The sequence below is a fragment of the Corynebacterium sp. HMSC064H12 genome, assembly GCF_001809925.1.
GTDB lineage: Bacteria > Actinomycetota > Actinomycetes > Mycobacteriales > Mycobacteriaceae > Corynebacterium > Corynebacterium jeikeium_D.
Genome location: NZ_KV799364.1, coordinates 63,222 through 77,869 on the forward strand (window position 1 = coordinate 63,222; position 14,648 = coordinate 77,869).

Genomic DNA, 14,648 nt, shown 5'->3' on the forward strand with positions numbered 1-14,648 from the left:
ACGTGCTCAATGAACGAACAAGTACATGGTGACACTGACCGACACACTGCAAGCAATGAGCAATCCTCATCGACCGCTACCGCGAAGCAGCAGGACTTGCTCTGGGAGGATATTCGCCACCTGGGTCGAATTCTTGGGCAGGTAATCCGCGAGCAAGAGGGTGACGAGGTCTTTAACCTGGTCGAAAATGCTCGCCGTGCAGCCTTCGAACTCCATCGTGGCGATGGCGACATCGAGAAGCTCACCGGCCTCTTCCGCGATATTGACCCAGCCGAGGCAAGCCCTGTCATCCGTGCTTTCACGCACTTCGCACTTTTGGCCAACCTCGCTGAGGATTTGCACGAGGAGCTGGGCATCGAGGCATCTCTCGATGCTGGCGATCCACCGCAGGACTCCACGCTGGAGGCAACATGGCAGAAGCTTCGCGACGCCAAGGTTTCCGGCAGCGCCATTGCGGACATGATGGACCACATTGAGGTCGTCCCGGTTCTGACCGCACACCCAACGGAAACTCGTCGTCGCACAGTGTTCGATGTGCAGAAGCACATCACGGCTGCAATGCGGCGCCGCCACGAGATCCAGGCAGCCCCGATGAATGCGCGCACCGCGGACCGACTCGCTGAGATTGATGCCGATATCCGTCGCCGGATCCTGACGCTGTGGCAAACGGCTCTGATTCGCATGAACCGCCCGGATATTCGCGACGAGGTCGAAGTTGGTCTTCGCTACTACCAGCTTTCTCTGCTGGAAGCTGTGCCACAGATTAACCGAGACGTCGTCAAGCACTTGCGTCAGCTCGGCGGCGACAAGCTGCCGGCTAATCCAACCATTCGCATGGGCTCGTGGATTGGCGGTGACCACGACGGCAACCCATACGTGACGGAGGAGACGCTGCGCTACGCCTCCGATAGGGCAGCAGGTACGATCCTGCGTCACTACTTCTCGCAGTTGCACCTGCTGGAGCGCGAGCTCAGTCTCAGCGACCGCCTGACCAAGGTCACCGTAGATTTGGTCGGCTTGGCCAGCCGCGGCCACAATGACGTACCAAACCGCGAAGATGAGCCGTACCGTCGTGCGGTTCACGGTATCCGCGGGCGCGTGGCGGCAACAGCGGTGAACTTCTTCGACGAGTCCATCATCGAGGGCGACTGGTCGGAATTCACTCCGTATGACAGCGCCGAGGAGCTACTTGAAGAGCTCTCGATTATCGACGACTCCCTGCGGTCCAGCCACGATGACCTCATCGCCGATCACCGCCTGCGCGACCTGATGGATTCAGTGGAGGTATTTGGTTTCCACCTGTACTCGATTGATATCCGCCAGAATTCGGACTCTCATGAGGAAATCCTCACCGAGCTGTTCTCCGCTGCCGGTGTGGTGGACAACTACGCGGGATTGAAGGAAGCCGACAAGGTCGAGCTGCTGACCAAGGAACTGCAGTCCTCCCGTCCGCTGGTTTCGACTTCCGCAGATCTTTCCGAAGCTACGGCTCGCGAGCTAGGCATTATGCGTGCGGCATCTCGTGCGGTGCGCAAGTACGGTCACGACGCGGTACCGCACTGCATCATTTCGATGTGTACATCGGTCTCCGACCTGCTGGAGCCGATGATTCTGCTCAAGGAAGTCGGTCTGATTCGCCCGAATGGCTCCCAGCCGACCGGTTCTGTTGACGTCATCCCGCTGTTCGAAACCATCGAAGACCTGCAGGCTGGTGCCGACGTGCTGCGTGCTGCGTGGGACATTCCGGTCTACCGCGCATACGTGTCCGCACGCGGAGATCTGCAGGAAGTCATGCTCGGCTACTCCGACTCCAACAAGGACGGCGGGTACTTCGCTGCAAACTGGGCGCTTTACGACGCGGAGGTCGCCATCGTGGCAGCCGCGAAGGACAACGACATTCGCCTGCGTCTCTTCCACGGCCGCGGAGGTACCGTTGGCCGTGGTGGCGGACCGTCCTACGAGGCAATTCTGGCGCAGCCGTCGGGTGCAGTCCAGGGGTCGGTGCGTATCACCGAGCAGGGCGAGATTATCTCTGCCAAGTACGGTCACCCTGCAGCGGCACGCAGGAACCTCGCCGCACTTGTTTCGGCAACGATTGAGTCGACTCTGCTCGACGTCGATGACCTGAAGAACCCAGCTCGCGCCCACGAGATTATGTCGGAGATTTCCGACCTGTCTCGCGAGGCCTACTCGAAGCTCATGCACGAGGACCCGGGCTTTATTGACTTCTTCACGTCGTCGACCCCGGTCGATGAGATCGGCAGCCTGAACATCGGTTCGCGTCCGACCTCACGCAAGCAGACCCAGACCATTTCTGACCTGCGCGCAATTCCGTGGGTACTGTCCTGGTCGCAGCAGCGTTCTATGGTGCCGGGCTGGTTTGGTGTCGGCTCTGCACTGCAGGAGTGGATCGGCGAGGACGAAGACGGTTCCCGCCTGGCTGAGCTCCGTCAGCTCAACGAGATTTGGCCGTTCTTCAATTCGGTGCTGTCGAACATGGCGCAGGTCATGTCCAAGGCTGACCTGAACCTGGCGCGCGCCTACGCTAGCCTGTGCCAAGATAAGGCCGACGGTGAGCGCATCTACGGCATCATCAAGGCTGAGTTCGACCTGACTTTGGAGATGTTCCTGAAGGTAACCGGGTACAAGCACCTGCTGGAGGACAACCCGCTGCTCAGGCGCTCGGTGGACATGCGCTTCCCGTACCTTATGCCGCTGAACATCATCCAGCTGGAGATGCTGCGTCGCTACCGTGCCGGCGATAATCGCGACAAGGTGCGTCGGGGCATTCAGCTGACCATGAATGGTCTGGCAACTGCACTGCGCAACTCCGGCTAGGGATACGGCTAGGGATACCTAGCCAGCGGAGCAATTGCGCTAGTATAGTTGGAGTTCTTAAAGAAGCGACGTTTCAAAAGGAAGTGCGCGTGTACCTCGCCATTCAGATTGTCCTGGTCATCACATCCATCCTGATGACGCTGTTCATCCTGCTCCACAAGGGTAAGGGTGGCGGACTGTCCAGCCTCTTTGGTGGCGGCATGCAGTCGAATCTGTCCGGTTCGACTGTGGTGGAGAAGAACCTTGACCGCGTCACTATTGTGACCGTGATTATCTGGTTGCTCTGCATTGTCCTGTTGCTGCTGTTCAATACTTTCGGCTGGTAGGTTCCGCACGCAGCACGCCCCACCGCAGGCCTTTAAGCAATAAAAATTCCCGTCGATAGCATTTCGCTTATCGACGGGAATTTGCTGTTTCTGGGCTGTTAGCGGTGAAGCGGAAGCCTAGAGCTGCGCAGCCGCAGCATCGTCAACAAAGACAACGGTTTCCTGAACACCGCGAACCCCGGCCGCCGGCCACTGCGCTGGGTCGTCCTGCTGAGCGATAGCTGCAATTGCCTCAGCCTTTTCGCCGCCCGCTACAAGTAGCCACACACGCTGAGAGCTGGCGATGGCCGGCATCGTCAACGTGATGCGGGTCGGCGGTGGCTTCGGGCAGTTATGCACGTCCACGACCAAGCGTTCCTGCTCAGCCAGCGCTGCGGTATGTGGGAAAATCGAGTTGATGTGTCCCTCTCCGCCCATACCAAGAAGGTGAAGGTCAAAGCCATTTGGAGCCTTCTCCCGAACGATAGCTTCGTAGCTTTCGGCGGCCTCCGTGGTGGTCACGCCGCTGTCGGCAGCGGCAAACTCGAAGATGTTTTCCTCCGGCACGCCGACAGGGGACAAGAGACGCTTACGAGCAGCCAACGCATTGCGATCTGCCGAGTCGGCAGCGACAAAGCGTTCATCTCCGAAGAACACCAGGACTCGGTTCCAGTCGATGTCTCCGGAATCGTCGGCAAGCGCACTGAGCAAAGCGGTACCTGCGCCGCCACCGGTGAGAACGACGCGTACGAAACCGTCATCGGTGACCGGAGAGGCGTTGCCATGTTGGACGGCGACAACCGCATCGATGAAGCGCTGACGTGCAGCCTCGACGATGCCCGCCTGGTCAGCGGCGCGGTGGAACTGAGGGGCAGGGACGGTATTCGACGCGTTATCGGTGGTCACTTGTCAGAGACTCCTGGTTCGTTAGCGAAGCTAGTTGTTGTGGACGTCGGAGGTTGCATTCCCACCGTGTGAATCTGGCTGAGGCCACGCAGGGCACGTCCGTAGGCAGTATCGTGGTCGAGGTGACGCAGCTCCTCTGCCAAACATTCGGAGCGTGTTGGACGCGATACTGCGACCTTGAACGGGGGTTTTTCTCCGTTGGTGACCGATGCAGTGGTGGCGCTTTCAATATCGATGCGCAAAGTCTGGCCATTTTCACGCTCAAAGGCGACGGAGGTCACCGGTGGCTTGGCGCGGCCCTTTTCGTCCACCGGAATCTTCTTCTCACCGGTGGAGTAACGGTTGACCGGCAGCCCCAGGCGATCTGCCAACCATCCGGCGGCGACCTCGACCGATGGCGAGTCCTGTGGGCCGTAGATGGACACGGAGGTCACCGGCGAATGCGGCGGCAAGTCGAAAGCGGATGCCAACACACCGCGCCAGTTCGTCAGCCGCGACCAGCTCAGGTCGGAATCGCCGGGCGTGTAGCCCGTACGGCGCGTGTAGATAGCGTTGCTATTCGGGTCACAGAGTGAATCGGTGATACGGCGCTGGGCAATTCGGCCGATTGGTGTCGCCGCTGGGACCTGCGGCGCCTCAGACGGCCACCACGCCACGACCGGCGTATCCGGCAGCAGCAGGGGAGTCACCACAGAGCTGTGGTGCTGACCAATCTCTCCGGACATGTGCATAACGACGATCTCAGCGGCACCGGCATCACCACCGACGCGGAGTTCCGCGTCGAGGCGATTGTCCAGGCGTGGATCATCGGAGACCAATACCAGCACACGGGATGGGTGCTCGCGGGAAACGGAGTTGACCGTGGAGATAATGTTTTCTAGGTCGTCTTCGCTTTTGGCCAAAACAATCAGGGTGAGGACACGGCCCGTGGTGACGATGCCGCCCTGCTCTCGAAGCTGCACCAACTGACGAGCAATGCTCGCGGTGTCAGTGTCTGGCAAATTGACAATCATGAAAGTGTTCTTTCTGTCAGAAAATTCTTAAGAACTGAGAGGTCGGCAACCTATGGCCGTCGCCAAGCGCGACCGTCGCGCTCGAGCATGTGGTCGGCGGAGGAAGGCCCCCACGAACCTGCGGGGTAGCCCTCGGGACGACCGCGCTTGGCCCAGTACTCGATGATGGGGTCAAGAATCTTCCAGGACAGCTCGACTTCCTCGTTGGTGGGGAAGAGGCTGGCCTCGTCGAGAAGCGCATCCAGAATCAGGCGCTCGTAGGCCTCTGGCGACTGCTCGGTAAACACCTCGGAGTAGGAGAAGTCCATGTTGACATCGCGCACCTCCATGGCCGAGCCCGGGACCTTCGAGCCGAAGCGCATGAGCACGCCCTCGTCTGGCTGAACACGGATGACCATTGCGTTCTGGCCGAGAGCGGCAGTCATTGTCTCTGCGAAGGGCAGGTGAGGTGCGGACTTAAAGACCAGCGCAATTTCAGTGACGCGGCGGCCGAGGCGCTTGCCGGTGCGCAGGTAGAAGGGGACACCGGCCCAGCGACGGGAGTTGATCTGCAGCGTACAGGCGGCGTAGGTCTCGGTCGTGGATTCGGGGTCGAAGCCATCCTCATCGCGCAGCCCCGGCACGAAGTTGCTGCCCTGCCAATCCGCCGTGTACTGGCCACGCGCGGTGTATTTCGAAAACGGACGCACTGGCTCGACGGCACGCAGAACCTTGATCTTTTCCGCTTGCAGCTCTTCCGGGGTAAAGGCGATGGGCTCTTCCATTGCCACCAGCGCCAGGAGCTGGAGTAGGTGGTTCTGAATCACGTCACGAGCTGCACCAATACCGTCGTAGTAGCCAGCGCGACCGCCCAAACCAATGTCCTCGGCCATGGTGATCTGGACGTGGTCAATGTAGTGAGAATTCCACATCGGATCGAACAACTGGTTGGCAAAACGCATGGCCAGAATGTTCTGGACGGTTTCCTTGCCCAGGTAGTGGTCGATGCGGAACACAGCGTCTTCTGGGAAGACCGAGTTCACAATCCGGTTGAGTTCCTGAGCGGAGGCTAGGTCGTGTCCGAATGGCTTCTCAATAATCACGCGACGCCAATAATCCTCGCCCGACTGCGCCAGCCCCGAACGATCGAGCTGATGACAGACATCGGGGAAGTTAGCTGGCGGAATGGACAGGTAGTAGGCCCAGTTGCCAGCGGTGCCGCGGGAGCGATCGAGCTCCTCAAGTTGTGCGGCCAGGCGATCGAAGGCCTCGTCATCGGTGAAGGTACCGGTGACAAAGTGAATGCCCTCAGCCAGGCGCTGCCAGACACTCTCACGGAAGTCTGTGCGGGCGCCCTGTTCCACTGCGGTGCGCACATAATCCTCAAAGTCCTGTTTCGACCATTCGCGACGACCGTAGCCAACTAACGCGAAGGAGGCAGGCAGCAGACCGCGGTTGGCCAGATCGTAAATGGCAGGCAGAAGCTTCTTTCGGGCCAGATCGCCCGTCACTCCGAAAATCACCATGCCGCCCGGGCCCGCAATACGCGGCAAGCGTTTATCCTGCGGGTCGCGCAGCGGGTTGATGTATCCGTCGTGGTTGGTGCTGTCGTCTCCGTTGTGCGGAGAGCTGGCAGTAGGGGAGTTCGAATCGTTGCGTTGCAGAGAATCACTCACGGTTTACATAATGTCATATCGAGAAAAGTCCGGTGGAATCGTTTCCGATTCCTCCGATGGGGCCTTGACGGGTCCCTTTCTTCTGCCTTAGGTTTATGACCTAGGTGGTATACCCATAAACCACGGAGGTATATATGCAGGCGAAGGAGGCGGACCCTCGGCCCATCTACGTCCAGATCGCCGAGGATCTGAAATCAATGATTTTGTCCGGGGAGCTCTCGGCTGAGGATCGTGCCCCTTCAACCAAGGAGCTCTCGGAGTTCTATCAGGTCAACCCAACCACGGCCGCCAAGGCTATGACGGAACTGTCGATGGTGGGGCTTGTGGAGAAGAAAAGAGGACTCGGCATGTTTGTCACTCCAGACGCCCGTGAGCGCATTCGCGCTGAGCGTCGTGAAGCGTTCCAGCGCACCTACATCGAGCCATTAAAAGCGGAGGCCGGCATTCTCGGCCTCACGCTCCACGACATCATCGCCATGCTGGAGGAGGAGAAATGAGTATCTACGGCGTGATTGGCCCCAACGGCGCCGGCAAGACCTACTACCTGCGTACCCTCGCGCAGATGCCTACAGCGGCCCTGGCGAAGGCTGCACCCGACACCCAGGTCTTCGGTGCCACCCCGCGCGAATATTTCCAGATCCTGCGCACCGGCTGGGATCAGCTCGATGTGCCCCACGCGGAGTCCCTCCTCGATTTCCCCGCTGACACCCCAATCAAAAAGCTCAGCCTGGGCCAGCGCCAGCTGCTCATCGCCGCTGCCACCCTGGCATCGGGCAAGGAAGCATTGCTTTTCGACGAGCCCTTCAACGGCCTCGATGTCGAGCACCGCGCCACATTGCGCGGCATGCTTATCGACTCGGCCGAATCGGCCAACCTTGTGGTCACCTCGCAGCACTCCCAGGATCTAGCCGGCCTAGTCGACACCTTGATTGTCATCCACAAGCAGGATGCGTACGGGCCCTATGACGTCGATAAGCTGCGCGCTAGCCATCCGGTGCTGCGAGGCCCTACGGATCTCGTGGCGCAGGTGGCCAGCCCAGTGCTCGCTAAAAAAACCCTCGGCGAGCGCTGCGAGGCAATCCTGGCTACAGAGCTCAGTTCGTCTGCCGCTGCGCATGCCCGCGCCCTCGGCGTTGAGGTGAGCTACCTCGACCCCGCGGCCCTCATCGACCTCGCAAGCACCTCCTCCTACATCGAACGGAGCAAGAAATGAGCACCGGAGCTTTCATCGCGACCAACAAGAAAACCTTCCTCGGTGTTGCCGCCGTGGCCATCCTGTACTCGGCCTTCGGGCGCATGCTCGTAGGCAGCGGAACCGGCAACACCTTGCTTGGCATTATCGCGCTGGGCATCCTCTTCCTCATCACAGCCCGGCGTTCGGTCACCCTGCGTGACTACGGCGTGAGCACCGCCCGCTGGGTACGCTCCGCAATCATCGCAATCTTGGGCACATCGTTGGTGGCTACCGCCTTCATCGTCACGGCGATGGTCATCGAGCAGAACAAGTCCGGTTACTACCGCGGATTCGATAGCTTCATTGTCACCTCCGGACCGGCCCTGTTTCCGGACACTAACGGGGAGCTGTACATGATTGAGGATTCCGGGCAGAACTACACCACAGTTCTGCTCACCGCGCTGTGCGTCTTCTTGAGCTTCCTCATGACTACCGTGGCGAGCACCGCAGTCGGCACCGTCGCCGGCGCGAAGGGCACTCGTGCAGGATCAATTACCATTGGCCTGGCCCTGGCCACGCTCTTCCTCTTCAGCTATCTGCTGGACGTGACCGACTCCGTACCGGGTGCCCCCTGGCCGGCTGTGCCGATCTTTGCCTCAATCATCGCCGTAATCTCTGCGTTCGTGATGGCCTGGGCTTTAAAGGAAGACAAACGCCCACTGCCCTCTGTGCGTCCCACCTTCGCCACGTCCTAGCACCAATAGAAAAGCTCCCCGCGCAGGGGAGCTTTTTCATGTCCAACGTTGAACATGCGGGTTAAGTAACACAACAGGCGAACCGAAACTGACAACCCCAAAAGTTACGGGCTGCAGATGTGAAACTGTGCAAGTTTATGACACCTTCAGGCTATTTTTCGGGCCGTTTTTGACATAACCGCAGTCAGTAACTCGGATCGCCAGGCGACCTGCTGGCGCCAGCCAGAAACGCAGCCACTACCAACAGGCACCTAGATAATCAGCAGGCTTACTTCAGCTGCTCCATGCGCTGTGCAATCGACTCGAGCAAGGACTGCCAGGAGTCCACGAACTTCTCCACGCCCTCGCGCTCCAGGACAGCGAAGACGTCATCGAGGTCGATGCCAATCTCGCTGAGCTGAGTCATAACGGCATTGGCTGCGTCACCCTGGCCGCTGACGGCGTCGCGAACCTCGCCCTCGAAGCCCGCGGCAGCACGCAGCGTCTTCTCCGGCATGGTATTCACAGTCTGCGGTGCAGCCAGCTCAGTGACGTAGAGGGTGTCCGGGTAAGCCGGGTTCTTCACACCGGTCGAAGCCCACAGCAGGCGCTGCGGCTTAGCACCGGCGTTTTCCAGCTGTGCCCAGCGAATATTCTGCGCCGAGAAAGTCTCCTCGAACTTGGCGTAAGCTGCACGGGCATTGGCCAGACCAGCCTTGCCGCGCAGAGCCAGGGCCTCCTCGGAGCCGATCTTGTCCAGGCGAGCATCGATTTCGGTGTCAACGCGGGAAACAAACAGCGACGCAACAGAGTGAACCGAAGCCAGGTCTACGCCGTTGTCCTTCGCACGCTCAATGCCCTCGATGAACGCATCAATGACCTGCAGGTAGCGCTCCACCGAGAAAATCAGGGTGACGTTTACCGAGATTCCCTCGGACAGAGCCTGGGTGACAGCCGGCAGGGAAGCATCGGTCGCCGGAATCTTAATCATCGCGTTCTGCTTGCCGACGCGCTCCCAGAGCTTACGGGCCTGCGCAATCGTGGCCTCGTAGTTGTCGGCGTAGCGAGGATCGACCTCGATGGACACACGGCCATCGACACCGTCGGTTTCTTCGGATACACCAGCGAAAAGGTCACAGGCATCGCGGACGTCGTCGATTGCCATCGCGAACACAGCATCTGCCGGGTTCGCACCCTCTGCAGTGAGCTGCGCCAGCTGAGAGTCGTAATCCTCACCGGCGGTCATCGCCGAAGAGAAGATTGCCGGGTTAGTAGTGACACCGACAACCCGAAGCTCTTCAATAAGATTTTTCAAATCGCCCGAGGTGAGGCGCTGGCGCGAAAGATCGTCGAGCCACGCCGAAGTCCCTACCTTGGCGAGCGCTTCCATCGTGGTGCTTCCCATAGTGTTTAACGCCTTTCTGTCAATACCGCTTCGTTGCCTAAAGACTTCGCTAAAAGTTGTATGTCCTTAAACTACTGTGCGTCACAAACAATACTGGCGCTACCGGAGCGCGGTACGGTTTTCACAAATCCCGTCCCGACAGCGGCCGATAGCGCCAGGTTTTAACAAACTTACTTAGCAGCCTCGATGGACTCCTTGGCGGCATCGACAACAGCCTCTGCTGTGATGCCGAACTTCTCGAACAGCTCCTTGTACGGAGCCGATGCACCGAAGTGCTCCAGGGAGACAGCGCGACCAGCATCACCCAGGTGGCGGTACCACGGCATTGCAATACCGGCCTCAACCGAGACACGAGCGCGGACGGACTTCGGCAGAACCTGCTCGCGGTAGGCATCGTCCTGCTGCTCGAACCAGTCAAGACACGGAACGGAGACAACGCGGGCGCTGACGCCTTCCTCAGCCAGCTTGTCAGCAGCTTCGACAGCGAGGTGAACTTCCGAACCGGTAGCCATCAGGATGACGTCCGGGGTCTCCTTGGCACCGTCGACAAGCACGTACGCACCACGACGGACGCCCTCAGCGGCCTTCTCCTTGGTACCTTCCAGGACCGGAACGTTCTGGCGGGTCAGAGCCAGAGCCTTCGGGCCTGCCTCGCCCTGAAGAACAGCGGCCCAAGCCTGAGCGGTCTCGTTAGCGTCAGCCGGGCGGACAGTGGACACACCCGGGATAGCGCGCAGCGAAGCCAGCTGTTCAACAGGCTGGTGCGTCGGACCGTCTTCGCCCAGACCAATGGAGTCGTGAGTCCAGACGTAAATAGGGGAGATGCCCATCAGCGATGCTAGGCGGACAGCCGGACGCATGTAGTCCGAGAAGATAAGGAAGGTGCCGCCGTACGGACGGGTGCCACCGTGGAGCAGAATGCCGTTGAGGATCGAGCCCATGGCGTGCTCACGGATACCGAAGTGCAGATTGCGGCCGTACGGGTCGGTGGTCCAGGTACCGGTGGTGATGGACTTCGGGCCGAAGGACGGCTCACCCTTCAGGACGGTGTTGTTGGAGCCAGCCAGGTCAGCCGAGCCACCCCACAGCTCCGGCAGGGTCTTGCCCAGTGCCTGCAGCGCGGCCTCAGAGGCCTTGCGGGTAGCAACGCCCTTCTCGTCCGGCTCCCAGGTCGGCAGCTCAGCGTCGAAGCCCTCCGGCAGCTCGCCAGCGGTCAGACGGTCCAGCAGAGCCTTGCGCTCCGGGTTAGCCGCAGCCCACTCGTCGAACTTGACCTGCCACTGTGCGTGAGCCTCAGCACCACGCTCAACCAGCTTGCGGGTGTGCTCAATGACCTCGTCAGCGACGTTAAAGCTCTTGTCGGTATCGAAGCCGAGAGCTTCCTTGATGCCGACAATCTCCTCGCCACCAAGAGCAGCACCGTGCGAAGCGCCGGTGTTCATCTTCGTCGGAGCCGGGTAAGCGATCACAGTGCGAACGCGAATGAAGGTCGGACGCTCCGTATCCTTCTTGGCCTCCTCGACAGCAGCCTCGAGTGCTGCGACGTCCTCGCCGCCGTCGACCTCAATGACCTGCCAGCCGTAAGCACGGTAGCGATCCGCGACATTCTCGGTGAAAGCAATGGTGGTGTCGTCCTCGATGGAGATGCCGTTGTCATCCCAGAAGACAATCAGGTTGCCCAGCTGCTGAGTGCCGGCCAGCGAGCCGGCCTCGGCAGTGACACCCTCCTGAACGTCACCATCAGAAGCGATGACGTACACGTAGTGGTCGAACGGAGACTCACCCGGAGCAGCTTCCGGGTCGAACAGCCCACGTTCCCGTCGCGAAGCCATGGCAAAACCGACAGCCGACGCCAGCCCCTGACCCAGCGGGCCAGTGGTGATTTCCACGCCGTCAGTGTGGCCGTACTCCGGGTGACCCGGGGTGAGTGCATCCCACGTACGCAGCGCCTTCAGGTCATCGAGCTCCAGGCCAAAACCGCCGAGGTAGAGCTGGACGTACTGCGTCAGAGAGGTGTGACCACAGGAGAGAATGAAACGGTCACGGCCAATCCACTTCGTATCCTTCGGGTCATGGCGCATAACGCGCTGGTAAAGAGAGTAAGCCAGCGGTGCGAGGCTCATCGCAGTGCCGGGGTGCCCCGAACCTGCCTTTTCAACGGCGTCTGCAGCCAGCACACGAGCCGTATCTACGGCCTTCGTGTCCAAGTCAGACCAGTCCGAGGGGTAGTTACGAACAACCCGTGCTTCATGCTCAGTCGACAGTGTCACGTGAATGACTCCTAGTATCCAAATGGATTAGTAAAGATCTCTTCCATACTAACTAGGATTGCGCGCTCCGGGTTCAAACCGGGCCGAATAGCTCGAAGGTAAGTATCAGAGGGCGCGCCGCACATGCTTTACGACGGTCATTATTGGAACCGTTATGATTATCGGTACACTGATTGCCTGCCCCCTCATTTTATTTTGCGGAAAAACTCGTCGGGAACTTTCCGACCGTTGCATCCGACTATCTGTAGACGGGGGGCTTTGTTTATGGCGCGTGAAAGGGACATTGCTTTGTTGGAAACAGTCAAGGCGTATATTGCACTGACTAAGCCAAGAATTATTGAGCTCCTGCTCGTCGCGGCCATTCCCGCAATGCTTCAGGCTGATCGCGGCCATGTACACGTTGGACTGATTCTTCTCACCCTGTTCGGTGGTTGGATGGGTGCAGCGGCAGCGCACACCTTCAACATGGTCATGGATTACGACATTGACCAGAAGATGCGCCGCACTCGTCGGCGCCCGCTCGCGCGCAACCAGGTTAGCCGTCGCGCGGCAGCAATTTTCGGCACCATCTTGATGATTGCGTCGTTCCTCTGGCTGTGGCTGCTATGTAACTCGCTGCTGGCCGCCGTTTTCATTCTGATTACGATTGCGTTCTACATCTTCGTCTACACGTTGTGGCTGAAGCGCCGAACTGATCAGAACGTAATCTGGGGTGGCGCTGCGGGTTGTATGCCGGTGATGGTTGGCTGGGCCGTCATCACTGACAACAATCCGGAGATTACGGGGCTCGCTCACTGGTGGCAGGCTTTCATCCTGTTCCTGCTCATCTTCTTCTGGACTCCGCCGCACACCTGGGCGCTGGGGCTTCGCTACAAGGAGGATTACAAGGCCGCTGGCGTGCCGATGATGCCAGTGGTCAAGCCGGCCATCGTCGTTTCCAAGCGCATTATTTACTACACTGCTGCAACCGTGATTACCACTCTGCTGTTGGTTCCGTACGCTGGTTGGATTTATCTGATTGGCTCGGTTGGCGCTGGTGCCTGGTTCCTGTGGGGCGCCATTGACCTGCACCGTCACGTTAAGACCGGTGGCAAGATTAAGCCGATGAAGCTGTTCTTCATGTCGAACAACTACTTGTCCATCGTGTGTGTGGCGCTTTCGCTGGATGCTGTACTCGGACTGCAGACTGTTTCAAGCATGTTCTAGGGCATCTGCTGAGCTCGTTTAAAGAGGCTCTTCCCGATTGCGGGGCGGGCCTCTTTTTGTGTGTGCAAACGGGCTGCAAATGTGAAACTGTGCGAGTTTATGACACTTTCAGGCGGTAGGGTCAGGCGGTCATTGCATCATGGATTACACCAGAGATTACCTCCCGAGGAGTTAACCCGTCGAGGACTACTCGCGGCCGGTTATTCAGCAATGCTTCGGCCTGGGCGACCTCTTGGTCGGTGACATCGGTAAAGTTGGTGCCTTTGGGGAAATAAAACCGGATATCCCGATTCATCCGCTCATTGCTACCTCGCTGCCACGGCGAATGCGGATCGGCGAAAAACACCTGGATATTCTCCGCGACAGAAAACTCCGTGTGTTTGGCAAACTCCACTCCCTGATCCCAGGTCAACGTCGAAATCGTGGTGTCCATCGACTCTTTGAGCCGACGAATCATCCGCACCATGACCTCATTGACACTGGTGGCGGTATGGTCAGTGCCGAGTCTGCCGAGGAGCACAAACCTGCTGCGGCGTTCCACCAATGTCGCTAAAGCACTGGTGCCATCTGCGCCAATAATCAAATCGCCTTCCCAATGACCAGGCACCGCACGATCATTGGCTTCGGCTGGGCGAAGTGAAATATTGGCATCATGAGTCCAGCGTTTTCCACGTGGCTTGGGCACCCCTGCGAGAAGCGAGCGGGGTTTACGCCCTGGCCGGGTAGTCCGGCAGGACTTTTCAAACACAAGTTCTTTGCGCAAGCTACCTACCCCTTGCACGTAAAGGGCCTGGTAAATCGACTCATGGCTAATAGTCATGGACGTATTATCACCCCACAGTGCAGCCAACCTGTCACTGGCCTGACGCGGTGAGGCACCACGGTTGAGCAGATCAACAACCTGGGCGCGCAAAAACCGATTGTCATCGAGTTTGCGCAGCTTAGGGCGAGCAAGACGCCCGCGGCTGGCCTGGTCAGCGTGATAGGCATCGTAGATACCATCGACGCTATTGCGGGCGATTTCACGGCTGACGGTGGATTGACTACGACAGACTATCTGGGCGATACGCCGGTGCGAATGTCCTGCTCGCAGATGCTCGGCAATGACTAAGCGTTCCGCCAGCCCTAGCCGCCGACCAGTA

General features: G+C 59.2%; 12 protein-coding genes. 6 read left to right on the plus strand and 6 right to left on the minus strand.

Annotated elements, in window-relative coordinates; all coding sequences use genetic code 11:
• Positions 1-9 precede the first annotated feature (9 nt).
• Positions 10-2,838 (plus strand): phosphoenolpyruvate carboxylase, encoded by a 2,829-nt coding sequence (gene ppc / locus HMPREF2681_RS10615; protein ID WP_070547091.1) that lies wholly within the window; start codon positions 10-12, stop codon positions 2,836-2,838.
• A gap of 89 nt (positions 2,839-2,927) precedes the next feature.
• A complete protein-coding gene (secG, locus tag HMPREF2681_RS10620) occupies positions 2,928-3,164 on the plus strand; it encodes a preprotein translocase subunit SecG (RefSeq protein ID WP_005510775.1) in 237 nt (78 codons plus the stop codon).
• 117 nt (positions 3,165-3,281) lie between these two features.
• On the opposite strand, the gene pgl is transcribed toward secG, so the two are convergent.
• Genes pgl through zwf form a run of 3 tightly spaced genes read right to left on the minus strand, consistent with a single transcriptional unit; the run spans position 3,282 to position 6,717 of the window.
• Positions 3,282-4,049, minus strand: coding sequence for a 6-phosphogluconolactonase (gene pgl, locus HMPREF2681_RS10625; protein WP_048731884.1), 768 nt, complete (start codon positions 4,047-4,049; stop codon positions 3,282-3,284).
• Positions 4,046-5,062 (minus strand): glucose-6-phosphate dehydrogenase assembly protein OpcA, encoded by a 1,017-nt coding sequence (locus HMPREF2681_RS10630; RefSeq protein ID WP_016422736.1) that lies wholly within the window; start codon positions 5,060-5,062, stop codon positions 4,046-4,048. Before HMPREF2681_RS10630 ends, pgl begins: the two co-directional genes overlap by 4 nt.
• Positions 5,063-5,112: 50 nt before the next feature.
• Positions 5,113-6,717, minus strand: coding sequence for a glucose-6-phosphate dehydrogenase (zwf, locus tag HMPREF2681_RS10635; RefSeq protein WP_070547093.1), 1,605 nt, complete (start codon positions 6,715-6,717; stop codon positions 5,113-5,115).
• A gap of 134 nt (positions 6,718-6,851) precedes the next feature.
• Here zwf and HMPREF2681_RS10640 point away from each other — a divergent pair, with 134 nt between their 5' ends.
• Genes HMPREF2681_RS10640 through HMPREF2681_RS10650 form a run of 3 tightly spaced genes read left to right on the plus strand, consistent with a single transcriptional unit; the run spans position 6,852 to position 8,646 of the window.
• The gene (locus HMPREF2681_RS10640; RefSeq protein ID WP_016422738.1) at positions 6,852-7,214 is read left to right on the plus strand and encodes a GntR family transcriptional regulator; all 363 of its coding nucleotides are present in this window, start codon (positions 6,852-6,854) and stop codon (positions 7,212-7,214) included.
• Entirely contained in the window at positions 7,211-7,930 is a 720-nt protein-coding gene (locus tag HMPREF2681_RS10645; protein ID WP_070547095.1) for an AAA family ATPase, read from the plus strand. The genes HMPREF2681_RS10640 and HMPREF2681_RS10645 overlap by 4 nt, the downstream gene beginning before the upstream one ends.
• On the plus strand, positions 7,927-8,646 hold the full coding sequence (locus tag HMPREF2681_RS10650; RefSeq protein WP_070547097.1) for a hypothetical protein: 720 nt from the start codon (positions 7,927-7,929) through the stop codon (positions 8,644-8,646). Before HMPREF2681_RS10645 ends, HMPREF2681_RS10650 begins: the two co-directional genes overlap by 4 nt.
• A gap of 268 nt (positions 8,647-8,914) precedes the next feature.
• Here the strand turns inward: HMPREF2681_RS10650 and tal are convergent, their stop codons facing one another.
• Positions 8,915-10,030, minus strand: a complete 1,116-nt coding sequence (tal, locus tag HMPREF2681_RS10655) for a transaldolase (protein ID WP_070547099.1) — start codon at positions 10,028-10,030, stop codon at positions 8,915-8,917.
• Between the two features lie 170 nt (positions 10,031-10,200).
• A complete protein-coding gene (gene tkt, locus HMPREF2681_RS10660) occupies positions 10,201-12,300 on the minus strand; it encodes a transketolase (protein WP_049170630.1) in 2,100 nt (699 codons plus the stop codon).
• Between the two features lie 264 nt (positions 12,301-12,564).
• Between tkt and HMPREF2681_RS10665 the strand changes: the two genes are divergently transcribed.
• Positions 12,565-13,506, plus strand: a complete 942-nt coding sequence (locus HMPREF2681_RS10665) for a heme o synthase (protein WP_070547101.1) — start codon at positions 12,565-12,567, stop codon at positions 13,504-13,506.
• Positions 13,507-13,627: 121 nt separating this feature from the next.
• On the opposite strand, the gene HMPREF2681_RS10670 is transcribed toward HMPREF2681_RS10665, so the two are convergent.
• Positions 13,628-14,648, minus strand: a 1,021-nt coding sequence (locus HMPREF2681_RS10670; RefSeq protein WP_083301621.1) for an IS30 family transposase, incomplete at its 5' end; no start/stop codon positions are given.